The 23325-nt window shown below is 67.2% G+C and carries 15 protein-coding genes and 1 riboswitch; of the genes, 4 read left to right on the top strand and 11 right to left on the bottom strand.

Annotation, left to right across the window (positions count from 1 at the left end; all coding sequences use genetic code 11):
- Positions 1-72 precede the first annotated feature (72 nt).
- Positions 73-2073: a M2 family metallopeptidase gene (locus tag AC3IPM_RS14180; RefSeq protein WP_489300594.1), complete on the top strand. Its 2001-nt coding sequence runs from the start codon at positions 73-75 to the stop codon at positions 2071-2073.
- 83 nt (positions 2074-2156) lie between these two features.
- Here AC3IPM_RS14180 and AC3IPM_RS14185 read toward each other — a convergent pair whose 3' ends face one another.
- From AC3IPM_RS14185 to AC3IPM_RS14195, 3 genes are all read right to left on the bottom strand, one after another.
- Positions 2157-2549 (bottom strand): hypothetical protein, encoded by a 393-nt coding sequence (locus AC3IPM_RS14185; protein ID WP_489300596.1) that lies wholly within the window; start codon positions 2547-2549, stop codon positions 2157-2159.
- 80 nt (positions 2550-2629) lie between these two features.
- Positions 2630-3523 (bottom strand): siderophore-interacting protein, encoded by an 894-nt coding sequence (locus tag AC3IPM_RS14190; protein WP_489300597.1) that lies wholly within the window; start codon positions 3521-3523, stop codon positions 2630-2632.
- Positions 3524-3686: 163 nt separating this feature from the next.
- Positions 3687-4910, bottom strand: a complete 1224-nt coding sequence (locus AC3IPM_RS14195; RefSeq protein ID WP_489300599.1) for a multidrug effflux MFS transporter — start codon at positions 4908-4910, stop codon at positions 3687-3689.
- Between the two features lie 279 nt (positions 4911-5189).
- Positions 5190-5291: riboswitch (glycine riboswitch) on the top strand.
- 88 nt (positions 5292-5379) lie between these two features.
- Between AC3IPM_RS14195 and gcvP the strand changes: the two genes are divergently transcribed.
- Positions 5380-8259, top strand: coding sequence for an aminomethyl-transferring glycine dehydrogenase (gcvP, locus tag AC3IPM_RS14200; protein WP_489300600.1), 2880 nt, complete (start codon positions 5380-5382; stop codon positions 8257-8259).
- A gap of 96 nt (positions 8260-8355) precedes the next feature.
- On the opposite strand, the gene AC3IPM_RS14205 is transcribed toward gcvP, so the two are convergent.
- The 4 genes from AC3IPM_RS14205 to AC3IPM_RS14220 form a co-directional block, all read right to left on the bottom strand.
- Positions 8356-9750: an amino acid permease gene (locus AC3IPM_RS14205; protein ID WP_489300602.1), complete on the bottom strand. Its 1395-nt coding sequence runs from the start codon at positions 9748-9750 to the stop codon at positions 8356-8358.
- A gap of 82 nt (positions 9751-9832) precedes the next feature.
- On the bottom strand, positions 9833-10543 hold the full coding sequence (locus tag AC3IPM_RS14210; protein ID WP_489300604.1) for an AraC family transcriptional regulator: 711 nt from the start codon (positions 10541-10543) through the stop codon (positions 9833-9835).
- A 99-nt stretch (positions 10544-10642) separates the two neighbouring features.
- The gene (locus tag AC3IPM_RS14215) at positions 10643-11401 is read right to left on the bottom strand and encodes a hypothetical protein (RefSeq protein ID WP_489300606.1); all 759 of its coding nucleotides are present in this window, start codon (positions 11399-11401) and stop codon (positions 10643-10645) included.
- A 65-nt stretch (positions 11402-11466) separates the two neighbouring features.
- On the bottom strand, positions 11467-12483 hold the full coding sequence (locus tag AC3IPM_RS14220) for a hypothetical protein (RefSeq protein WP_489300608.1): 1017 nt from the start codon (positions 12481-12483) through the stop codon (positions 11467-11469).
- A 186-nt stretch (positions 12484-12669) separates the two neighbouring features.
- Here AC3IPM_RS14220 and AC3IPM_RS14225 point away from each other — a divergent pair, with 186 nt between their 5' ends.
- Together AC3IPM_RS14225 and AC3IPM_RS14230 are read left to right on the top strand one after the other, a co-directional pair.
- Positions 12670-17589: an autotransporter domain-containing protein gene (locus tag AC3IPM_RS14225; protein WP_489300609.1), complete on the top strand. Its 4920-nt coding sequence runs from the start codon at positions 12670-12672 to the stop codon at positions 17587-17589.
- 149 nt (positions 17590-17738) lie between these two features.
- On the top strand, positions 17739-18278 hold the full coding sequence (locus AC3IPM_RS14230) for a hypothetical protein (protein WP_489300611.1): 540 nt from the start codon (positions 17739-17741) through the stop codon (positions 18276-18278).
- Positions 18279-18417: 139 nt separating this feature from the next.
- Here AC3IPM_RS14230 and AC3IPM_RS14235 read toward each other — a convergent pair whose 3' ends face one another.
- From AC3IPM_RS14235 to AC3IPM_RS14250, 4 genes are all read right to left on the bottom strand, one after another.
- On the bottom strand, positions 18418-20544 hold the full coding sequence (locus tag AC3IPM_RS14235; protein WP_489300612.1) for a methyl-accepting chemotaxis protein: 2127 nt from the start codon (positions 20542-20544) through the stop codon (positions 18418-18420).
- 107 nt (positions 20545-20651) lie between these two features.
- Positions 20652-21062: a hypothetical protein gene (locus AC3IPM_RS14240; RefSeq protein ID WP_489300614.1), complete on the bottom strand. Its 411-nt coding sequence runs from the start codon at positions 21060-21062 to the stop codon at positions 20652-20654.
- Positions 21028-21678: a nucleotidyltransferase domain-containing protein gene (locus tag AC3IPM_RS14245; RefSeq protein ID WP_489300616.1), complete on the bottom strand. Its 651-nt coding sequence runs from the start codon at positions 21676-21678 to the stop codon at positions 21028-21030. Before AC3IPM_RS14245 ends, AC3IPM_RS14240 begins: the two co-directional genes overlap by 35 nt.
- A gap of 138 nt (positions 21679-21816) precedes the next feature.
- A complete protein-coding gene (locus tag AC3IPM_RS14250) occupies positions 21817-23109 on the bottom strand; it encodes an adenylosuccinate synthase (protein WP_489300618.1) in 1293 nt (430 codons plus the stop codon).
- Positions 23110-23325: the final 216 nt, after the last annotated feature.

Consider the following 23325-nt stretch of genomic DNA (forward strand, 5'->3'; position numbering starts at 1 on the left):
TGCCCTGCCCCTTGCGGTGATGACGGCGCCCCACTAGCCTTCGCCGGTCTGTCACCACCCAAGGATGTCCCCGTGAACCACCGCCCGCTACTGCTGGCCCTGGCGGTCAGTGCTGCCGCACTGACCCTGGCGGCCTGCCAGAAGGAACCCTCCCCGGCCGATGCGCCGGCCGCGAACACCGCCGCCTCGACCGAAACCGCGGACCAGTTCATCGCCCGCGTCAACGCCGAGTACAAGGCCATGTACCCGGAGATGACCTCGGCGCAGTGGCTGTCCTCGACCTACATCAACGAGGATTCCGAGCGCGTGGCGGCCAAGGCCAACGAGCGCTGGCTGACCGTGCTCAACAGCTGGATCGCCCAGGCCGGCACGTACGATGGCAAGCCGATGAGCGAGGACACCAAGCGTCAGATCCACCTGCTCAAGCTGATGACCTCCATGCCGGCCCCGCGTGACCCGGCCAAGCTGTCCGAGCTGACCCGCATCGCCAGCCGCATGGAAGGCAGCTACGGCGCCGGCAAGTACTGCACCGACGCGGCCGACCCGCAGAGCTGTCGCCAGCTCGGCGACCTGGAACAAGTGCTGGCGCGCAGCCGCGACTACGACAAGCAGCTGGACGCCTGGCAGGGCTGGCACGGCACCACCAAGCCGATGCGCGCCGATTACCAGCGCTTCGTCGGCCTGGTCAACGAAGGCGCCAAGGAAATGGGCTTCGCCGATGCCGGCCAGATGTGGCGCAGCGGCTATGACATGCCGCCGGAACAGATCGGCCCGGAAACCGACCGCCTGTGGGAACAGGTCAAGCCGATGTACGAGCAGCTCCACTGCTATGCGCGTACCAAGCTGGACGACACCTACGGCAAGGACAAGGCCGAGACCGAAGGCGGCCTGATCGCCGCCCACCTGCTCGGCAACATGTGGCAGCAGGACTGGTCCAACCTGTGGGACCAGCTCGAACCCTACCCGGGCGCCGGCAGCCTGGACATCACCGCCGCGCTGGAAAAGCAGTACCAGACCAACCTGAGCGGTGCCATCGCCAAGGCCGGTGGCACCACCGCCACGGCCGAGGCGATGTACAAGGCGCAGCGTGAGGCCGAACTGCGCACCGCCAAACAGATGACCGAGCGCGCGCAGGACTTCTACGTCTCGCTGGGCATGCCGGCGCTGCCGAAGTCGTACTGGGACAAGACCCAGTTCATCAAGCCGCTGGACCGCGACGTGGTCTGCCATGCCAGCGCGTGGGACATGAACATGGACGGCGATGTGCGCACCAAGATGTGCATCAAGCCAACCGAAGAGAACTTCACCACCATTTACCACGAGCTGGGCCACATCTATTACGACCTGGCCTACAACCCGCTGCCGCCGCTGTTCCAGGGCGGTGCCAACGATGGCTTCCATGAGGCGATCGGCGACACCATCGTGCTGGCGATGACCCCGGACTACCTGCACTCCATCGGCCTGGTCGGCCAGCCGCAGGAAAGCCGCGAGGCCACCATCAACGCGCAGATGCGCATGGCGCTGAGCGGCGTGTCGTTCCTGCCGTTCGGGCTGATGATCGACCGCTGGCGCTGGGGCGTGTTCGACGGTTCGATCACCCCGGACCATTACAACCAGGCCTGGTGGGACCTGAAAGCCAAGTACCAGGGCGTGGCCCCGGCCAGTGCACGCGGTGAGGAGTTCTTCGATCCGGGCGCCAAGTACCACGTGCCGGGCAACACCCCGTACACGCGCTACTTCCTGGCGCGCATCCTGCAGTTCCAGTTCTACAAGGGCCTGTGCGATGCGGCCGGCTACAAGGGCCCGCTGCACCAGTGCAGCTTCTACGGCAACAAGGAAGCCGGGCAGAAGTTCTGGGCGATGCTGAGCAAGGGTGCCAGCCAGCCGTGGCAGGCCACGCTGCGCGAGATCACCGGCGGCGACAAGCTCGATGCCGGCCCGATGATCGAGTACTTCACCCCGGTCAACGAGTGGCTCAAGCAGAAGAACCAGGGCCAGATGTGCGGCTGGCAGGCCCCGGCCGCCACCGCTGCGGCCAAGCCGGCGGCAGCCAAGCCGGCAGCAGCCCCGTAATCGCTGGCGACAGCAGCACGTAGAAAGAAAAAGCCGGCCCCAGGGCCGGCTTTTTCCGTATCAACAGTAGCTCGGGCGCGGGTTTACGCCTGCGCGGCCGGCTTCAACGACGCGGCGAATGCCTGCTTGAACTGCTCGAAATCCTTGCCGTCGGCCTGCGCTTCAGCATGCGCGGCATCCTTCAACGCATCCGAATACACCAGCCGCACCGGCGTGCCCTGGCGTTCGTGCAGTTCGGCGGCCTGCATGATCAGGCACAGCACCCGCGCCGCACTTTCGGTCTGGCCGGCGATGCGGCCATCCATGCCCAGCACCCACTCCCCCTCGCGGCGGACGATGCCGGCCAGCAGCGTGCGCTGCTGGTCACGCAGTTCCGCATGCGGCTCGACCGGCGCGGCATGCGCCTTGTCACGGTTGGCGGCTTCGGTTTCACGGCGCCGGCGGAGGTCGCGGCGCAGTTTGGAGGTGGTCGACATGGGGGGACATCCGGACTGCGTCAAAGCGCCAAGGATACCGTACCGGCCCTGCGGGCCCGCCGCAGCGGGCCCACGGCGGTTCAGTCGATGACCCTGCCGTGCCGCCAGTAGCCCATGAAGGTGATCGCGCGCTTGTCGATGCCGCAGTCCTTGACCAGGTGGCGGCGGATGGCCATCACCGCGCCAGCCTCACCGGCCACCCAGGCATACAGCCCGGCACCGTCGGCGCTGGCCTGCTCCCACAGAATGTCCTGGTCCACGTCGATCTCGGCCAGCGCCTGCTCGCCGCTGCCGCCGCGGGCCGGGCCGATCCGTGTCCGCACGGCGTCCTGCAGCAGGTCGCCATGCGCGCGACCTTCACGCACCAGCCAGAACAGCTGGGCCCCGTTCGGCGCCTGCAGCGGCAGCACGTCGGCCTCGTGCTCGACCTCGATGAAGGCCTGCACTTCCGGCGGATGCGGCCACTGCGCCAGCCCTTCCAGGATCCCGGCCACGGCCGGCAACGCGGTGTCGTCGGCCACCAGCAGTATCCGCCGGGCCTGCAGCGGCGGCTTCCATTCATAGCCCTCGCTGCTTGCCTCCACCTGCGCATCCGGCGCCAGCAGGCTGACCCGGTCGCCGATCCGCGCATGGGTGGCCCAGCGCGAGGCCGGCCCGGTCTCGCCATGCAGCACGAAATCGACATCGACCTCGCCGCTTTCCGGGCGCAGCGCGCGGATGGTGTAGGTGCGCATCGGGGCACGTTGGTCATCGGGCAGCGCGCGATAGCGCGCGTACCAGTCCTCGCCCTGCGGCACGCTCGGCGCTGTCTCGCCCGGCAACGGGAAGAACACCTTGATGCGTTGATCCGGGCCCTCGGTCTTCATGTTGGCCACGTCGGGCGCGGCGAAGACCATGCGGGTCAGTGATGGAGAAAGCGTGGTGCGCTGCTTGAGCGCGACGTCGAACAGGCGGTAGGTCTGCTGTGCAGCCATGCAATCACCCTGGGTTGCGGCGGACATGAAGTCCGCAGGGGGAAGTGTTGGCTGTCGTGGTGCACGAACTGGCTGGTGAAGCCACAGGATACGCCGCGCATCGGCAATGGCAATGCGCGCATCGCCACGATTGCAGTGCCTGCAAGCGTGGCGTGTGCGGTGTTCATTCGGCGCTGGCGACAGCCTCGCGGCGGCGTTCGCAATGCCGTTCCCAGTACCAGAACGTGGCCCCCAGCGCGAAGAAACCGGCATAGCCGAAGGCCAGGTGCACCGGGTTGCTGCTGAGCATCGGCGACAGTACGCCGGCCACCACGGTGTTGATCATCAGCTGGATGAACATCTGCATCGACGAGGCCAGGCCGCGCTGATGCGGGTACATGTCCAGCACCGCCAGGGCCAGAATCGGGAAGATCATCGCCATGCCCACGCCGCCCACGAAGATCGGCATCACCGCCCACGGCAGCGCGATTTCCGGCACCGACAGCACGTAGCCGATGTTCAACAGTGCCGACAGCGCGCACAGCAGGAAGCCGATCGCGATCTGTCGCTGCGGCAGCATTTTGCCGGCCATGCGCCCGGACAGGTACGAGCCCAGGGTCATGCCGCCGATGGTGGGAATGAACAGCCAGGCGAAGCCACCCTCGCCCAGATGCAGATGCTGCATCACGAACACCGGTGCCGAGGCGATGTACAGGAACACGCCGGAGAAGTTAAGGCCCCCGGCCGCGGCCAGCCGCAGCAGGCGCGGGTTGGAGCCGATGCGCAGGTAGCTGCGCAGCAGCGAGCGCAGCGACATCGGCGTGCGCGCTTCCACCGGGTGGGTCTCGGGCAGCCACTTGGCAGTGGCCACCAGCAGCACCACCGAGAACAGCACCAGGAACCAGAAGATCAGCGGCCAGTTGCCGCCGCCCAGCAGGATCCAGCCGCCGATGATCGGCGCGATGGCCGGGGCGATGCCGAAGATCATCGAGACCTGGCTCATCAGCCGCTGCGCGTCGGCGCCATGGAACAGATCGCGGATCACCGCGCGGCCCACGATCATGCCTACACCGGCCGAGACACCCTGCAGCGCACGGAACACCAGCAACGTGGTCAGGTCCGGCGACAGTGCGCAGCCGATCGAGGCCACGAAGAACAGCCCCAACCCACCCAGAATCACCCGGCGGCGGCCGAACGCATCCGACAGCGGGCCGTGCGCCAGGCTCATCAGGCCGTAGAACAGCAGGTACACGCTGATGGTCTGCTGCACCGCCACCTGGTCCACCTGCAGGCGCTCACCGAGCAGCAGGAAGGCCGGGAAGATGGTGTCGATCGAGAACGGGCCGAACATCGCCAGGCCTGCGAGCAGCAGGGCCAGGCGGCGGGTCGAAGGCGAGGCGGGCGTCATGCGGGCTTCCGTCAGGGCCATGCGCGAACGCACGGCGGGCGCCCGCCCGGAACGGGCAGCGCCAGATGAATACGAGGGTCCGTCGATCATAGGCCTTCGCCCGGCGCGGCACCATGCCCGCGGCCACATTCCGGGGCCTGCGCCGGCCCTCATTCATGTGGCATAGGGCCGTTGCCGGCAAAGCCGCTGGGCTATAATCGCCGGGCTACATGGTGGGAGAAGCGGACACCCGCTGCCGAAGGCGCAACGCCCGTAATCGCTCAGGCCCGATACCACCCGCATCAAAACTCTGGAGAGACCGGCAAAATCCGGCGCCGAAGGGGCACGAAGCACGCAGATGCGCGCTTTTAAACTCTCAGGCAAAAGGACAGAGGGGCACCCAGGAAGACCGCAAGGTCCGGTGGTTCGCGCGCGCCTGCGCCGCACCCCGGCCAAGCCGACTTCCGAACGTGCGTGCCCACTCTTCGAGATGCCTGCCATGTCCCAGAACACTCCTTCCCTGCGCGAGCTTGAACACAGCCACGCGTTCGTCGAACGCCACATCGGCCCCAACGATGCTGAAATCGCGCAGATGCTCGACGTGGTCGGCCACGCCTCGCTGGACGCGCTGACCGATGCGATCGTCCCGGCCGGGATCAAGTCGCCGGCCCCGCTGGCGCTGCCCGAGTCGCTGACCGAAGTGCAGGCACTGGCCAAGATCCGCGCCATCGCCGACAAGAACCAGGTGTTCCGCACCTTCATCGGCCAGGGCTACTACGGCACGCTCACCCCGAACGTGATCCTGCGCAACGTGCTGGAAAACCCGGCCTGGTACACCGCCTACACGCCCTACCAGGCCGAGATTTCGCAGGGCCGCATGGAAGCGCTGATCAACTTCCAGACCCTGTGCGCCGACCTCACCGGCATGGAAATCGCCAACGCCTCGCTGCTCGACGAAGCCACCGCGGCGGCGGAAGCGATGACCCTGGCCAAGCGTTCGGCCAAGAGCAAGTCCGACACCTTCTTCGTGCACGACGCCGTGCACCCGCAGACGCTGGAACTGCTGCGCACCCGTGCCGAGCCGATGGGCATCGTGCTGCGCGTGGGCACCCCGGCCGAAGCGCTGGAAGCAGACAGCTACGGCGTGCTGCTGCAGTACCCGGACACCTTCGGCCATATCGGCGACTACAAGGCACTGGCCGATGCCGTGCACGCACGCGGCGGCCTGGTGGCCGTGGCTACCGACCTGCTCGCGCTGACCCTGATCGCCGCCCCCGGCGAATGGGGCGCGGACATCGTGGTGGGCAACTCGCAGCGTTTCGGCGTGCCGTTCGGCTTCGGTGGCCCGCACGCGGCCTTCATGGCCTGCCGCGACGCCTACAAGCGTTCGATGCCGGGCCGCCTGATCGGCGTCTCCGTGGACGCCCAGGGCAATGCCGCCTACCGCCTGACCCTGCAGACCCGCGAGCAGCACATCCGCCGCGAGAAGGCCACCTCCAACATCTGCACCGCGCAGGTGCTGCTGGCGGTGATGGCCTCGATGTACGCCGTGTACCACGGCCCGGACGGGCTGACCCGCATCGCGCGCCGCACCCACCGCCTGGCCGCGATCCTGGCCGGCGGCCTGCGCAGCGCCGGGGTGAATGTCGGCGAGCACTTCTTCGACACCCTGCACGTCAAGGACATCGACGCCAAGGCGATCCACGCCAAGGCCGCCGCGGCACGCATCAACCTGCGCGCGATCGACAGCGAAGCGGTCAGCATCAGCCTGGATGAAACCGCCACCCGTGCCGATATCGTCGCGCTCGGCGCGCTGTTCGGTGCCCGCGTCGATGTGGACGCGCTCGATGCCGCCACCGCCGATGCACTGCCGGCCGGCCTGGTGCGGACCAGCGCGTTCCTGACCCACCCGGTGTTCAACACCCACCACAGCGAACACGAACTGCTGCGTTACCTGCGTTCGCTGGCGGACAAGGACCTGGCCATGGATCGCACCATGATCCCGCTGGGCAGCTGCACCATGAAGCTCAACGCCACCGCCGAAATGATCCCGGTGACCTGGCCGGAGTTCGCCAACATCCATCCGCTGGCCCCGGCCGACCAGGCCACCGGCTACAAGGAACTGATCGACGGGCTGGAAGCGATGCTGGTGGAATGCACCGGCTACGACGCCGTCAGCCTGCAGCCGAACTCCGGCGCGCAGGGCGAGTACGCCGGCCTGCTGGCAATCCGCGCGTATCACCGCTCGCGCGGCGAAGGCCATCGCGATGTCTGCCTGATCCCGGATTCGGCGCACGGCACCAACCCGGCCTCGGCACAGATGTGCGGCATGAAGGTGGTGGTCACCAAGACCGACGCCAACGGCAACGTCGATGTCGAGGACATCCGCGTCAATGCCGAGAAATACGGCGACCGCCTGGCCGCGCTGATGATCACCTACCCGTCCACGCATGGCGTGTTCGAGGAAGAGGTGGTGGAGATCTGCGAGATCATCCACAAGCACGGCGGCCAGGTGTACACCGACGGCGCCAACATGAACGCCCTGGTCGGCGTGGCCAAGCCCGGCAAGTGGGGCTCGGACGTGTCGCACCTGAACCTGCACAAGACCTTCTGCATTCCGCACGGCGGCGGCGGCCCGGGCGTGGGCCCGTGCGCGGTCAAGTCGCACCTGGCGCCGTTCCTGCCCAAGGTGCTGGGCGGTGAAGGTGACGTGGGCATGGTCAGCGCGGCCAGCTTCGGCAGCGCCTCGATCCTGCCGATCAGCTGGATGTACATCACCCTGATGGGCACCGCCGGCCTGCGCAAGGCCACCCAGGTGGCCCTGCTCAACGCCAACTACATCGCCAAGCGCCTGGCCCCGCACTTCAAGACCCTGTACACCGGCCGCAACGGGCTGGTGGCACACGAGTGCATCCTGGACGTGCGTCCGCTGGAGAAGACCTCCGGCATCGCCGCCGAGGACGTGGCCAAGCGCCTGATCGACTTCGGCTTCCACGCCCCGACCCTGAGCTTCCCGGTCGCCGGCACGCTGATGGTGGAACCGACCGAGAGCGAATCGCTGCACGAACTGGATCGCTTCATCAACGCTATGATCCAGATCCGCGAAGAAATCGCCGCGATCGAAGACGGCCGCCTGGACCGCGAGGACAACCCGCTCAAGCACGCCCCGCACACCGCCACCGCGGTGTCGGCCAGCGAGTGGGCGCATGCCTACCCGCGCGAACTGGCCGCCTTCCCGCTGGCCAGCCTGCGCCAGCAGAAGTACTGGCCGCCGGTGGCGCGCGTGGACAACGTGTATGGCGACAAGAACGTGATGTGCGCCTGCATCCCGGTGGATGCGTACAAGGAAGACGAGGGCGTGGAGGTCTGAGCCTCCCCGCCCGGTAAATGAAAACGGCCCGCGCAAGCGGGCCGTTTTCATTTCAGGTATCGCTCTGTGTGCCGACCAACGGTCGGCACCCACCGGTCACTCGGTGCGGCGGTTGGCACGCACCCGGCGCGCGATTTCACTGGTGGCCGCGATCACCGCGGTCAGTGCCGCCATCGACAGGAACTGCAGGCGGGTGTGGCTCTCGGACAGCAGCAGGCCGAAGATCAGCGCCAGCACGGCCAGGCCGATCACGGTCAGATACGGATAGCCCGCCATGCGGAACGGCAGGCGGGTGCCGTCGCGGTTGGCACGGTGGCGCAGGATCAACTGCGACAGCAGCGAGATGGTCCACACCAGCAGGCAGGTGGAGCCGACGATGTTGAGCAGCACCGGCAGCACCTTGTCCGGGAACACCAGCTCCATCACCGTGGCCGCGAAGCCGAACAGCACGCTGGCCAGTACCGCGATGATCGGCACCTGGCGCGGGTCGGTCCAGCCCAGCACCGCCGGTGCCTCGCTGCGCTGTGCCAGCGAGTACATCATGCGCGAGGCGCCGTAGAGATTGGCGTTGAGCGCGGACAGCAGCGCGATCACCGCGATCAGGGTGATCGCCGTTGCCGCACCCGGAATATTGGCCACCTGCAGCACGGCTGCGAACGGCGACTTCAGCGACTCGCTGGTCCACGGCACCACGGCGATGATCACGCTCAGCGAGCCGATGTAGAACACCAGGATGCGCCAGGCCACGGTGCGGATGGCACGCGCGATGCTGCGCTCGGGATCTTCGGTTTCGGCCGCCGCCACCGCCACGATCTCGGTACCGCCGAAGGCGAACACCACCACCAGCAGTGCCGCGCCGATGCCGGCCAGGCCCTTGGGCGCGAAGCCGCCGTGCTCGGTGAAATTGCGCAGCCCCGGCGAGGCCACGTCCGGCAGCCAGCCCATCAGCAGCGCGATGCCGATCAGGATGAAGCCGACGATGGCGGCCACCTTGAGGATCGCGAACCAGAATTCAAACTCGCCGAAGTTCTTCACCCCGAGCAGGTTGATCGCGGTGAAGAACAGCATGAAGGCCAGTGCCGCCATCGGGACCGGTACCGCCGGCCAGACCGTGGCCAGCAGCCCGGCTGCACCGACCGCTTCGGCGGCGATCACGATCACCAGCTGCACCCACCACAACCAGCCCACCGTGGCTCCGGCGGTGGCGCCCATGGCATCGGCGGCATACACCGAGAACGCCCCGCTGGTCGGCTTGGCCGCGGCCATCTCGCCCAGCGCGTTCATCACGATGATCACCAGTGCACCGGCAACCAGGTAGGACAGCAGCACCGCCGGTCCGGCCGCCTGCACGCCCACGCCGGAGCCCAGGAACAGGCCGGCGCCGATCGCGCTGCCCAGCCCCATCATGATCAGCTGGCGGGGCTTGAGCGCGTGCCCGAGGCGGGCGTCGGCAGGCGGAGTGGCGGTGGCCGGGGTCTGGGATGCGGGCATCGGGATCGCAAGCGGGCAACAGGTGCGACACCATACCCTGAGCACCCGGCGACGGCATAGGCCGGAAGACCCGGGCCGGGAGTCAGGCCTCGGCGCGGGCGCCGATCTGGGCCCGGTAGGCGCGCGGGGACTGGCCCACCTCGGCCTTGAACTTGCGGGTGAACGCGCTCTGGTCGGTGAACCCGCAGGCCTGGCCGATGCTGGCCACGGTATCCGGGCCGTGCAGCAGGTGCACCGCCATCTGGATGCGCAGGCGGGTGAGCACCTGCTGGGGGGTCATCTGGAACACCTTGCGGAAGGTCCGCTCCAGCTTGGACAGCGAGAACCCGGTGATGTCCAGCAGGGTCTGCATGCGCACGTTCTCGGCGTAGTGCGCGTTCAAGTGCGCCAGCGCCAGCCGCAGCTGTTCGTACTGGGTGCCCAGGCTGTCCTTCTGGCCCAGATCGCGCGAGATGCCGATCAGGCCGCGCACCTGCCCTTCCACCAGCAACGGGCGCTTGCAGGTCAGGCACCAGCCCGGTTCGCGGTTGGCGAACAGGTGCAGCTCCATCAGGTTCTCGATCACCTTGCCGGCCAGCACCTGCTCGTCCTGGGTGGCGTAGTCGGCGCCGAGCCCGGTCGGGTAGATCTCCGCCGCGGTGCGCCCGATCACCTCCTTGCGCGACTTCAGCCCCAACCGCCGCAGCATGGTCTGGTTGATGTGCGTATAGCGCCCGTCGCAGTCCTTCATGAAGAACAGCACATCGGGAATCGCATCGAACAGGGCTTCGATGTCGGCAGGTTCAACGCGCATGTGGCGACAGGACACAGGTGGGCACCCCTGCAAGGATACCCGCCCTGCCCCGCATGACCCAGCGGTGCTCACCCCGGGTCGTGGCTGGCGGAAGCCGGGTCACCCCGCGTAGGCCGGCAATGCCTTGTAGTTGCAGTCCAACCCGCCACCGGAAAGTGCTTCGATGCGGGGGCAGGCGCGCAGGCGGGTCACCCGGCTGGGCGCCACCGCGACGAAATCCATGCCGTCGAAGTACACACACCAACGGCTGCCACATTCGAGCAGCATCCCCGGCTGGCGCCGATCCGCGCCGTCCAGGTACACCAGCACGAAGGCGCGTTGCTGGCGCTCCGGTGCGAACCACCGTTCGTATCGCAGGTGGGTGGCCTTGGCCCGCTGCTTCCCGGCGGCATCGCCCCAGAGCGGTGTGACAATCAGCACCAGCAGTCCCATCAGTACCAGGGTAGTGCTACCGGTCATTCGATCCAGCATCCCGACCGTGGCATCCAGACGACGGGATTCGTGTTGGCTGAGGCCACGTTCGCCAAAAACGCGGCGTTGGATCCCTCGGCGCAGCAGACGCGATTTCGCTGCCTGTCGCTGCACCCAACCCCGCCGCCGCAATACGATCCATGCATACATGGCCGCGACGACAAACAGACCCATCAGCACGCCTCCCGCCAGCCCCATCGACAACGGCATGCGGGGGATGGGCAGTGCATGCAAGCCCAGCATGATCACATCACGCACCACCTCGAATCCGGCCAACAGCTGCGATTCGACCGTGCTGTCGACCAGCCCACTGTGCAATCCCAACGTGCGCCAGTAGGCGCGCTCGGCGCTGATACCCAACAGGTACACGCCCGGCACCAGGATCACCAGCAGCTTGCCCAGGCCCTCCAGCCAGCGCCACAACCGCAACGGCGGTGACGCGGCGGCCGCACTCACCGCGCCGCGGCCGGGGTCGCCGGCCGGGTCACGGGGACGACCGGCACCTTGTCCGGTACGACCACCGACTGCATGCGCCGGATCGCCGAGATCGGCACCGCTTCGGCACGATGCTGTGTCGGCCACCACAGGAACACGAAGGCACTGCTGCTCCCCAGCAACGTGGCGGTGCCCGGCAGCAGTGCAGGATCACCGTTCAACTGCACCCGCACCGGCGTGCCCTTGCGTGCATCGCGAATGGCGTCGGCCTTGGACAGCGAGTAAACCGCCGCCCCCACTGCCATGAAACACATCACCGCTACGCAGATACCGGTCATCGGGCGCACGCCGAAAACTTCCCAACTGGTGAACCGTGAGCGCGAAAACAGCACGCGCCACCCCCAGTGCCGCGCGCGCAGTGCATCGACCTTGGCCGGATTGCGCCGACGCATCGTATCGGGCCACCCCGCGAGGATGGCCAGCACGGCCCCGCCCACCAGGATCACGGCATAGAACGGGTCGCGCAGGCCAGCCACCAGGAAGTCGCTGATCTGCAGATAGTCCAGGATCGGCAGCTGGAAACCCTGGTAGAAAAAGTAGCTCGACCACAAACCCAGCAGGGTCAGCAGCACATAACCCACGGTCACGATCAGCGCCGGCTCCTGGCGCAGCACGCGCCAGATCCACATGGCCATCGAATCTTCATTGCCGTGCGCCGCCGGCAGGATCGACCAGTCGGTCGGGGCAGACGCTGCGCCAGCCTCGGGCACGGGCGCCGTATCGTCGCGCAGGTGCGCAACCGTCGGCACATCGCCCTGGATGCTTCTTCGTTTCCTGTCGTCCATTGCTTCCCCCTTGCGTTGCCAAAGCATCGCCGATTCGCCTCGGCGACGGTAGCCCCGGCCCTTGTCACCCCTGGCGGGCGCGCGCCGAGCGCGGTTCTGGCATGCCGCTTGCATCCCTCCCATTGGCAAAACACGATGCTGGCGAAGGCGGAACAAACCGCTAGAATCGCCGCCATCGTGGACCGCCATCGGCGGATCCGGGGAAAGCCAGGCCGGCCCAGGCACGACCATCACGCCAGCGCATGAGGGTCTTCAAGGTCCTGCCGCCGCAGTCGTTATTGCATTGAAGTGATTGAACAGGAAACCTGCCGCAGGCGGTGCATTCGTGCGCGCGTGCGGGCAGGTGTCATTCGTGGATGGATTCAGGGGGATCACATGTCCGCACCAAAATTCGCCCGTCCGCTGCTGCGGACGCTGGCTTCGCTGTTGCTGCTCGCCACACTGCTTCCCGCCCAGGCGGCCACTACCCGCTTGACGTTCACCAACAACGGTGGCCTCGGCGGTCCGATCGCGTTCAGCGGACAAGGCGGTTCGGCAACGATCCCCGGCCTGTCGATCCAGATCAACCATATCTCCAACACCACGGGCACGCCCGCCGGCACGATCGGCTGGCGCTCGGCGCTCGACCTGTCCAGCAATGATCCCAGTTTCAGCGGCTTAACCGACAACGACCTGAACAATCACTACAAGGGCATGTCGATCAGCTCGGGTAGTGGCGACGAGTTTCGCCTGACCTCCTTCCGCTACTACAACTGGGGGGAAGACCGCCCCGCCACGATGTCGGTGGTCGGCTACCGCAATGGTCGGCAGGTGGCGTTCCAGACGTTCCAGGGCTACGACGCCTCCTTCATTTCACAGACGGTGACGCTGACCGGCTTCAACAACGTGGATGTCGTGCGCCTGTTCATCAGCGCCGGTGGCGTCAACGGCAATACCAGCTGGCATACGATCAACAACATCGACATCGATCCGGTCATCGTCCCCGATGCACCCGACGTGCCGACCATCTACAGCGCCACGCCCGGTGATGGCCAGGCCTCGATCGTCTTCACCCCGCCAGCCGACGATGGTGGCGCTGCGATCACCGGCTATCGCGTCACCGCCAGCCCGGGTGGCGCCTTCGTCGAGGGCGCCGGCTCGCCGCTGGTGGTGACGGGACTGACCAATGGCGTCCTGCATAGCTTTACCGTGACGGCCACCAGTTCGGCCGGCACCAGCCAGCCATCCATGCCCTCTGCCTCTGTCACCCCGAAGGGCAGCCAGACGCTGACCTTCGCCGATCCCGGCGCGCAGAACTTCGGCACCCAGCTCACCTTGGCGGCCACCGCCAGCTCCAACCTGAGCGTCACGTTCAACTCAACCACCACCGGTGTCTGCACGATCAGCAACGGCAACCAATTGACCTTCATTGCGACCGGCACGTGCAGCATCGACGCCGACCAGGCCGGCGACGCCGCGTGGTCGGCGGCGAGCACGGTCAGCCGTGCGTTCACCGTCAATGCCGTCGCGCCCACCGCACCCACCATCGGCACCGCCACGCCGGGCAACAGCCTGGCCTCGGTCGCCTTTGCCGCACCGGCCAGCAATGGCGGTTCGGCGATCACCGGCTATACCGTCACCGCCAGCCCCGGCGGTGCCACCGGCACGGGCTCCGCCTCGCCGATTCTGGTGAGTGGACTGAGCAACGGCGTCGCCTACACCTTCACTGTCACGGCCACCAACGGCATCGGCACCGGCGTCAGCTCGGCGGCGTCGGCACCGGCCACGCCGAAAGCACCGCAGACCATCACCTTCGCCAATCCCGGTGCGCAGAACTTCGGCACCAGCCCGACCTTGACCGCCACGGCCGACTCCGGTCTCACCGTGGGCTTCACCTCCGCCACGACCGGCGTGTGCACCATCAGCGCCGGTGGTGCCTTGAACTTCCTCGCCAGGGGTACCTGCACCATCCATGCCGATCAGGGCGGGGGTGCCACCTTCCTGGCCGCACCGCAGGTCAGCCAGTCGTTCACGGTCAACGCGATCGCGCCCGGCGCGCCGACCATCGGCACCGCGACTGCCGGTGATAGCCTGGCCATCGTGACCTTCAGCGCACCCGCCTCCAACGGCGGCGCATCGATCACCAGTTACACCGCCACCGCCAGCCCTGGCGGGTTCACAGGCAGCGGTACGGGCTCGCCGATCGTGATCGCCGGCCTGACCAACGGCGTTGCGTACACCTTCACGGTGACCGCCACCACGTCGGCGGGCACCGGCTCGGCCTCGGCCGCATCGAACGCGATCACCCCGGCAGCCGCGCAGACAATCGCCTTCGCCAATCCCGGTGCGCAGAACTTCGGCACCACGCCGACGCTGACCGCGACCTCCGATTCGGGCCTGATGCCTTCCTTCAGCTCGAGCACCGGCGGTGTCTGTACGATCACGTCCGGCGGCGCGCTGACCTTCATCAGTGCCGGCGCCTGCACCATCGTGGCCGATCAGGCAGGCAACGGCAGTTACCTCGCCGCCGCACAGGTCAGCCAGACGTTCACGGTCAATGCCGTGTCTCCCGGCGCCCCCACCATCGGCACGGCCCGTTCGATCGGGGGTGGCCTGGTGGAAGTCAGCTTCACCGCGCCGACCGCGACCGGCGGTGCGCCGATCACCGGCTACACCGTCACCGCCAATCCCGGCGGCAGCACCGGTACGGGCAGTGCCAGCCCGATCGTGGTCAGTGGCCTGACCCTGGGGACCGCGTATACCTTCACCGTCACTGCCACCAACAGCGCCGGCACCGGCAACGCGTCGGCCAGTTCCAACAGCGTGGTCGCCGCGCCCGCCCTGGACGCCAGCCCGGTCAGCGCCAGCATCGGCTACGGCGTAGCAAGCGCCATCGCGTTGAGCATCACCGGCACCCCCACCTCGGTTGCCGTGAGCACATCGCCGACCCATGGCAGCACCGCGATCAGCGGTACGGCCATCACCTACACACCCGCGCCCGGCTACGCCGGCCCGGACAGCTTCAGCTATACGGCCAGCGACGCCACCACCACCACCGCGCCGGCGCTGGTCAGCATCACCGTGGGCGCGCCGACGCTGACGTTGAGCGGCCCGACCACCCTGCCCGGCACGACCGCCGGCATGGCCTACACGCAGGCATTCACCACCAGCGGCGGCGCCGCACCCTACACGTACATCTACACCGGCACGCTGCCGACCGGCCTGACCTTCAACAACGGCGCACTCTCCGGCACCCCGACCCAGGCCGGCGCTTTCTCCTTCAGCGTGTACAGCACCGACAGCAGCACCGGCTCCGGTCCGTTCAGTACTTCCCAGGCCTACACGCTGGTTGTCGGCGCACCGCAGATCAGCTTCACCCTGCCGACCCTGCCGCCAATCGCCCGCGGCTCGGCGTACAACCTGCGCATGCAGGTCAGCGGTGGCGCCGCGCCGTACACCTATACGGTCGACGGCGGCGCGCTGCCCAGCGGCATGCAGTTGGCCAGCGATGGCCTGCTGAGCGGTGCACCGGACGGCGTGGGCACCTTCACGTTCTCGCTGAAAGCCACCGATGCACTGGGCTTCAGTGCCAGCCAGGCCTACACGCTGCAGGTGGATCCGACCGCGCAGGTGATCCGCGATTTTGCCGCCAATCCGCAGGCCCCGGTGTTCAGCCCGAATGGACGCTTTGCGCTGACCGCCAACGGTGGCGGCTCGGACAGTCCATTGATCTTTGCCACCACCAGCGCAGCGGTGTGCCGCGTTGAAGGCAGCAGCGTGGTGATGCTCACGCCCGGACGCTGCAGCCTGACCGCCAACCAGGCGGGCAATGCCTTGTATACGGCCGCTGCCGCGCTCAGCCTGGAGGTGGACATCGCTGCGCTGGTCCCCGAACTGCAGTGGCCTCAGGAACTGCACAAGGCCTTCGGTGAAGCCGCCTTCGACCTGGCCGATCCGCAGAGCCCCAGCCGCGGTGCCTTCAGCTACACCAGCAGTGCACCGGGCGTGGCCAGCGTGCAGGGCCGCACCGTTACCCTGGTCGGCGAAGGTGTCACCGTGATCACCGTCACCCAGGCCGCGGCCGGCAGCTATACCGCCGCCACCGCACAGCTGCGCCTGACCGTCACGGTGCGTCCGGACCCGACCCGCGATGCGGGCGTGGTCGCCGGCCTGCAGGCACAGGTGGATGCCAGCGTGCGTTTCGCGCGGGCACAGCAGTCCAACATCCGCGATCGCCTGCGCCAGGTGCGCAGTGGCAGCAACGCGTCGAGCAACCAGCTGTCGGTGAACTATGCCGGTGGCGAAGATCGACCCAATGTGTCGCTGCCGATGGGCGCGGTAGGCACCGATGCCTTGCCCTCCCTGCCGGCCGGCTGGGGCGCGTGGGCCTCGGGCAGCGCCAGCTTCGGCACGGGCGGGCGCCGCGGTGGCAGCTTCGACTTCCACTCCGACGGCCTGAGCATCGGCGTGGACCATGCCGTGGGCGATCAACTGCTGTTCGGCCTGGCGGGCAGCTTCGGCCGCAATGACAGCAACACGGATGACAACGACTCGCGGGTACAGGCCGACCAGCGCTCGCTGGCGGCCTATGGCCTGTGGCGCGCCGGTGAACACCTGTTCGTGGATGGCATGATCGCCAACGGTTCGCTGAGCTTCGATACCCGTCGCTGGAGCCGCGAGGTGAACGCCGTCGCCACCGGCGACCGCGACGGTGACCAGTGGTTCGGCGCATTGTCCTTCGGCTATGAACACCGGGGCACGGGCATGTCGCTGACCAGCTACGGCCGCGTCGAAGCCAGCCGCACCACGCTCGATGCCTACCGCGAAAATGGTCTGGACCTGTACGACCTCGACTACCGCCGCCAGGTGGTGCAGAACAGCGCGGTTGCGCTGGGCCTGGAAGGGTCCTACGTCGCCGGCAACGGCGAAGGCCGGGTGCGTCCGTTCTGGAGCATCGAGTACCGCCAGGCACTGGAGGACAAGGGCCAGGCCTACCTCAACTACGTGATCGGTCCGCGCGCGCAGGACTACCGCCTGGACATGCAGAGCTACAACGACCACGCGCTGTCGATCGCCGCGGGCATGGACGTGCGCCTGCAGCGCGGCTGGTTCCTGTCACTGCTGCTCGGCCACGAGCAGACCCGGGGCAGCAGCCGTGCCAGCAATGTGGGCCTGCGCCTCAGCTACGGCAGCAGCGCGGGAGCCGGCAGTGCTGTTGCAACCGATCCTGCATCGGCCACTGCACCGCGCTGCAATCCACGCCGCTGCCCGCCGGCAGCCAACACCGCTGCCAGCAGTCGCGCGGCCGCCCGATAGCCGGTGGCACGCGGTGCGATGGGCCGGCCCAATGCAGGGACCGGCCCATCCCCACCGCCCGGCACACGCAACCCGCCTTGAGGGCCCCGCAGCGGGTCGGCGATACTTGAGTGAACGCCGCAGGATGCGGCTACCTTGAAAGGTTCCCCATGCGATTCGCACGTACGTTGGCCGCGCTGGTCCTGCTGCTTCCGCTGGCTGCGCAGGCGCAGGGCGGCTGGCGCAACCAGGAGGGCGCGGTCCTGCCTGACACCTCCTCCAGCAAATCCGCCGATGGCTTCGCCGCGTCGATGATCATCACCGCCGATCCGGACTGGCAGAAGAAGTGGGAAACGCCACCGGATGTGACCCCGCGTTTCGAGCTGAGCCATGACGTCAGTGCCGGCGGCGAACTCTACATCCTCGCGTTCCTGTCCAATCCGCAGCTGGATGCCGGCAGCATGGCCGATGTCACCTGCGATCTGCGCATCAGCCGCCCGGATGGATCACTGAGCAGCGACGAGCACGACCTGCCGTGCTTCAGGACCCAGCTCACTGCCGACCCCACCCATGTCTACCTCGCCACGGTGGGCGTGAAATTCGTGGCCGAGCCAAGCGATCCGCGGGGTACCTGGACGGTGGAGATCAACGTGCGCGACAACCAGCGCAAGGTCACCCTGCCGCTGCGCTCCACCTTCGAGCTGCACTGAGTCACCGCACTACCTGCAGCGCACTCCAATGCGGCGGATCGACCGACACTGATTTCAAGCAAAGACAAAAGGGCCCTGCGCAAGCAGGGCCCTTTCTTTTTCAACTCGGCCGATAGCGCCGCAATTTCCGCACGAACGATCAGGCCGCGCGACGTGCCGCTGCGCGCTGCGGGTGGCCCTGTTCCAGCTTGAACACCGCCACCGATTCGGTCAGCGCGTGTGCCTGCTGTTCCAGCGACCGACTGGCGGCGGTGGCCTCTTCAACGAGGGCCGCGTTCTGCTGGGTCACCTGATCCATCTGCACCACCACCTGGTTGACCTGCTCGATACCGGCGGCCTGTTCCTTGGTGGCCGCGGCGATGTCGCTCATCAACTGATTGGTACGCGAACTGGCCTGGGTCAGGCGTGCGATCGCCGCTTCCGATTCCACGGTGACGCTCAGGCCGGTCTTGACCTTGTCGCTGGCTTCGTCGATCAGGTCCTTGATCTCCTTGGCTGCGGTACCGGCGCGCTGTGCCAACGTGCGCACTTCACTGGCCACCACCGCAAAGCCACGACCATTCTCGCCGGCGCGTGCCGCTTCCACTGCTGCGTTGAGCGCCAGGATATTGGTCTGGAAGGCAATGCCGTCGATCACCGAAGAGATCTCGGAGATGCGCGCGGACGACTTGTCGATCTCGCCCATCACCGCCGCCATCTGCGCGATCGCCTGCTCGGTGGCACGCACCGCGGCACCGGCGGCATGCGCTTCGTGGTCGGCCTGGTTGGCCAGCTCGGCGTTCTGGCGCACGGTGGAGGTCAGTTCCTCCATCGATGCAGCCGCCTCTTCCAGGTTCGCGGCCTGCTGTTCGGTGCGGCGCGACAGATCGTTGTGGCCGGCCGCCAGTTCCTGTGCGGCATCGTTGATGCTGCCGGCCGCGCCCTGGATCTGCTGCACGATGCCGGTCAGCTGTGCGGCGGTGATGTTGGCATCATCGCGCATCTGCGCGAACACACCTTCGTACTCGCCCTGCATGCGCGAGGTCAGATCACCGGTGGAAATCGCACGCAGCACCTGCGACAGATCGGCAATGCTCGACTGCGAGCTGGCCATCATGCCGTTGAGGTGGGCGACCATCGCGCGGAACTGGAACTGGAACGCGGCTTCATCGCCCCGCACCGAGAAATCGCCGGCGCGTGCCGCGCTGGCCAGCGTATCGATCGCCTGGTTGATCGCCATCAGGCTGGCCTTGACCGTGGCCATGGTACGGGTGAGCAGCGCCTTCTCGCCCGGGTAGCTATCCAGGTCGCGACGCAGGTCGCCGATGGCGTAGTCCTGCATCACTTCAACCATGTGGGTCTGCACGGCCACGTGCGAGCCGACCAGATCGTTGGTGGCGCGCAGCATGCGGCCGTAGTCACCCGGCAGTGCGGCGGCATCCATGCGGTAGCTGATGGCGCCGGCCTCGTGCTGCTGCGCCATCCGCAGCTGCGCGGTGATCGCGGCCTGCACGTTCTCGCGCACGCTGGCCATGGCATTGCCGAGCAGGGTCAGCTCGTCGCGGCCACCCAGACGGAAGTCCTGGTCCAGCTCGCCCTTGGCCATGCGCTCGGCCAGACCGACCGCGCGGGCCAGCGGCCCGGTCAGGCTGCGCCCGATCAGGATCGAGGCGGCGATACCGACCAGCAGTGCGATGCCACCAAGCACCAGCAGTTGCAGCAAGGTGCGCTCGCCCAGGCGGATCGCCTCGGCGGCCGCCTCGTGGCTTTCCTTTTCCTCATACGCCACGCCATCGGCCAGCGCCTGGTTCCAGCCATTGGCCGCTTCCTGGACCGGGCCCAGGGTCAGCGTCACCGCACCGGGGAAGTCTCCCAGCTCCATCAGGTCGCTGGTCTGCTTGTTCAGCGGCTTGGCCAGTGCGCGCTTGCTGGCAATGGCCTCGCCCACCGCCTTGCCTTCGGCATCGGTCGGCAGCGCCTGGTAGGCCGTCCAGCTGGCCTCGTAGCGTTTGACCAGCGCGGCGATACGGGCCTCATCGGCCTCGCGCTCCTGGCCCTGGCGGATCAGCATTTCGCGGCGCACGACCATCATCTGGTTGTTGGCATCCAGCATTTCCGACAGCAGCCGCACCTTGGCCACGCCGATCTCGACCACCTGCTGCATCGCATGCTTCTGCACCGCATTGCCGGTGGCACCGGTGGCAACCACAGCCGCAACCAGCAGCAGCAAAAGGCCAAAGCCCATACCTAGACGCCAGACGACTCTGACGTTCCTCAAAAAATTCATGACGACAATCCAAAACGTGGGGGTGACCGGTTATCGGCCCGGCCCCACGCCGGCTTGACCCTTCGCCGACCGCCGGCTGGGCGATGGTTCATCCAACACCTCGGGGCTCAACCCTCCAGGCCGAGCGCATCCCGGACCGCATCGCAGGCCACGATCAGATCCAGCACCAGCCGCTGGCTGACATCCACTTCACCTTCGTATTCGGCGATGTTGCGCTGGTGGTGGCACTTGTCCAGCAGGCGCCATACCTCCGGCCCCAATCCCAAGGTCTGCGGCAGCAACTGGAACACGATGTAGCGGTTTGCGGGGCGAAACCCCCTGCTGCGCAAGGCCGACAGGCACAGCGCGTGCGCCGCGTTGTAGGCCAGGTCGAAGCGGCTTTCCAGCGACAGCCCGGCATTGCGGGCATCGCGCAACCGCGCCAGGCCCGAGCGCTGCAAGCCTTCGATTTCACGACAGTCCGGCGGCTCTTCGCGCAGCGGCTTACCCGGGCCGGTCAAGCTCTCCAAGGGCGACATCGTCCTCTCCTCCGATGAGCCAGAGCTTGGGTTGCGCGATGACCCGCTGCAAGAACGCATTTCCTTCATGAATGCGGCGGGCATATTCATCACGCGAATACAGCGTCGGATTCACCGTGCGCGCCAGCCGCGCGTCGACACCCTCCAGCGCCCGCATCACATCGGCATATCCCAGCGTATCGGAGAGGATCATCAGATCGATGTCGCTGCGCGCCGTATCGCTGCGTTTGGCCACCGAGCCATAGACGAAGGCAGCGAAGATCGCTGCGCGGATCGGCTGGAGTGCCTCGCGCAGCGGGTCGGCGAGAGCGACGGTCTTCTGCACGATCGACACCAGCTCGGCATGGATCGGCGCCTCCGGATTGGCCTGGTAGCGCTTCTGGTTTGCCGTGCGGGTGACCGTCAGCAGCCCCCCGTCCGCCAGCTTGGCCAGTTCGCGCTGTACCGCGCCGGAGCCACCCGCGCTGGCCGCGATCACCTCTGAAACCGCGAACGCACGCTCGGGCTGTCCGTACAGCAACCCCAGCACCCGTTGCTGGGTCCGGGTAAACAAAGCATCCGCCAAACTCGCAGGGCCGCGGCGGCGGGAAGACGTGCCCGTGGTTTCAATACCCATATTGGGCACAATAATGCCCACTCTGGGCATTTGCAACACCGACTACGCATGCCGCCCATGAAAAAGCCCCGCTTTCGCGGGGCTCCTCAGATCGCTTCGGTAGGTACCAACCGTTGGGGCCGGTACGATCCCGCGTCCTCAGGCGAACGGGTCCTGCAGCACCATGGTGTGGTCGCGGTCCGGGCCGGTGGAGACGATGCTGACCGGGCAACCGGCCAGTTCTTCCAGCGCGCGCAGGTAGGCACGGGCGGCCGGCGGCAGGTCTTCCCAGTTGGTGATGCCGTGGGTGTTTTCGGTCCAGCCCGGGAACTCCAGGTACACGGGGGTGCACTCTTCCCAGCCCTGCGCGTCCAGCGGCGCGTATTCGGTGCGCTTGCCACGGTATTCGTAGGCGATGCAGACCTTCAGCTTTTCCATGCCGTCGAGCACGTCCAGCTTGGTGATGCACAGGCCGCTGATGCCGTTGATGGCCACGGCGCGCTTGAGCGCGACGATATCCATCCAGCCGCAACGACGCGGACGGCCGGTCGACGCGCCGTACTCGGCGCCACGGTCACGGATGCCCTGGCCGACTTCGTCGTCCAGCTCGGTCGGGAACGGGCCGCCGCCGACGCGGGTGGCGTAGGCCTTGGCGATGCCCAGCACGTAGTCGATCGCATCGGCGCCGACGCCGGCACCGGCCAGCGCACCGCCGACAGTGGTGTTGGAACTGGTGACGTACGGGTAGGTGCCGTGGTCGATGTCCAGCAGTGCGCCCTGGGCGCCTTCGAACAGCACGCGCTTACCCTGCTTGCGCAGGTCGTGCAGGATGCCGGCGACGTCGGACTTCATCGGCTCGACGTACTCGCCGAAGGCCAGTGCTTCGTCGTAGGTCTTCTGGAAGTCGACCGCGTCGGTCTTGAGGTAATTGGTCAGCACGAAGTTGTGGTAATCCAGCGCGGTGCGCAGGAGTTCTTCCAGCTGGGCCGGGTAATGCAGGTCGGCGATGCGGATACCGCGGCGCGCCACCTTGTCTTCGTACGCCGGGCCGATGCCACGGCCGGTGGTGCCGATCGCCTTGCCGCCGGCAGCGCGTTCGCGCGCCTGGTCCAGGGCGATGTGGTACGGCATGATCAGCGGCGCGGCCGGGGAGATCTTCAGGCGCGAACGCACTTCCACGCCGGAGGTTTCCAGCTCGGCGATTTCCTTCTGCAGCGCAGCCGGGGAGATCACCACGCCGTTGCCGATCAGGCACAGCGCGTCGGCACGCAGGATGCCCGACGGGATCAGGTGCAGCACGGTCTTCTTGCCATTGATGACAAGCGTGTGGCCGGCATTGTGGCCGCCCTGGAAACGTACTACGGCACCGATTTCCTCGGTGAGCAGATCGACGATCTTGCCCTTGCCTTCATCGCCCCACTGGGCACCAAGCACTACGACAGACTGACCCATGACGGGCTCCTCAAATGTTGCGGCCATCGGGGCCGCGGACGGGTAAACCGTGGCGAGGCTGGCCAGCGCGGGGGTGGCAGCTCCAAACGGGGAGCGGCCGGCGATGGATGGCCCAGACACGGAAAAAGCCGAACGGGGAGGCCCGTCCGGCTTTTTTGCATTATCCGGGTTTCCTGGGGCAGGTGCCACCCCGCTGGGGGCCGGCGTTGGCAACCG

The sequence above is a fragment of the Stenotrophomonas sp. GL_111 genome (assembly GCF_057835245.1).

Bases quoted from the DNA above. Each gene is read 5' to 3' on its own strand.
- AC3IPM_RS14185 (WP_489300596.1), bottom strand. From the start codon at position 2,549: ATGTCGACCACCTCCAAACTGCGCCGCGACCTCCGCCGGCGCCGTGAA.
- AC3IPM_RS14190 (WP_489300597.1), bottom strand. From the start codon at position 3,523: ATGGCTGCACAGCAGACCTACCGCCTGTTCGACGTCGCGCTCAAGCAG.
- AC3IPM_RS14195 (WP_489300599.1), bottom strand. From the start codon at position 4,910: ATGACGCCCGCCTCGCCTTCGACCCGCCGCCTGGCCCTGCTGCTCGCA.
- gcvP (WP_489300600.1), top strand. From the start codon at position 5,380: ATGCCTGCCATGTCCCAGAACACTCCTTCCCTGCGCGAGCTTGAACAC.
- AC3IPM_RS14205 (WP_489300602.1), bottom strand. From the start codon at position 9,750: ATGCCCGCATCCCAGACCCCGGCCACCGCCACTCCGCCTGCCGACGCC.
- AC3IPM_RS14210 (WP_489300604.1), bottom strand. From the start codon at position 10,543: ATGCGCGTTGAACCTGCCGACATCGAAGCCCTGTTCGATGCGATTCCC.
- AC3IPM_RS14220 (WP_489300608.1), bottom strand. From the start codon at position 12,483: ATGGCGGTCCACGATGGCGGCGATTCTAGCGGTTTGTTCCGCCTTCGC.
- AC3IPM_RS14225 (WP_489300609.1), top strand. From the start codon at position 12,670: ATGTCCGCACCAAAATTCGCCCGTCCGCTGCTGCGGACGCTGGCTTCG.
- AC3IPM_RS14230 (WP_489300611.1), top strand. From the start codon at position 17,739: ATGCGATTCGCACGTACGTTGGCCGCGCTGGTCCTGCTGCTTCCGCTG.
- AC3IPM_RS14235 (WP_489300612.1), bottom strand. From the start codon at position 20,544: ATGAATTTTTTGAGGAACGTCAGAGTCGTCTGGCGTCTAGGTATGGGC.
- AC3IPM_RS14240 (WP_489300614.1), bottom strand. From the start codon at position 21,062: ATGTCGCCCTTGGAGAGCTTGACCGGCCCGGGTAAGCCGCTGCGCGAA.
- AC3IPM_RS14245 (WP_489300616.1), bottom strand. From the start codon at position 21,678: ATGGGTATTGAAACCACGGGCACGTCTTCCCGCCGCCGCGGCCCTGCG.
- AC3IPM_RS14250 (WP_489300618.1), bottom strand. From the start codon at position 23,109: ATGGGTCAGTCTGTCGTAGTGCTTGGTGCCCAGTGGGGCGATGAAGGC.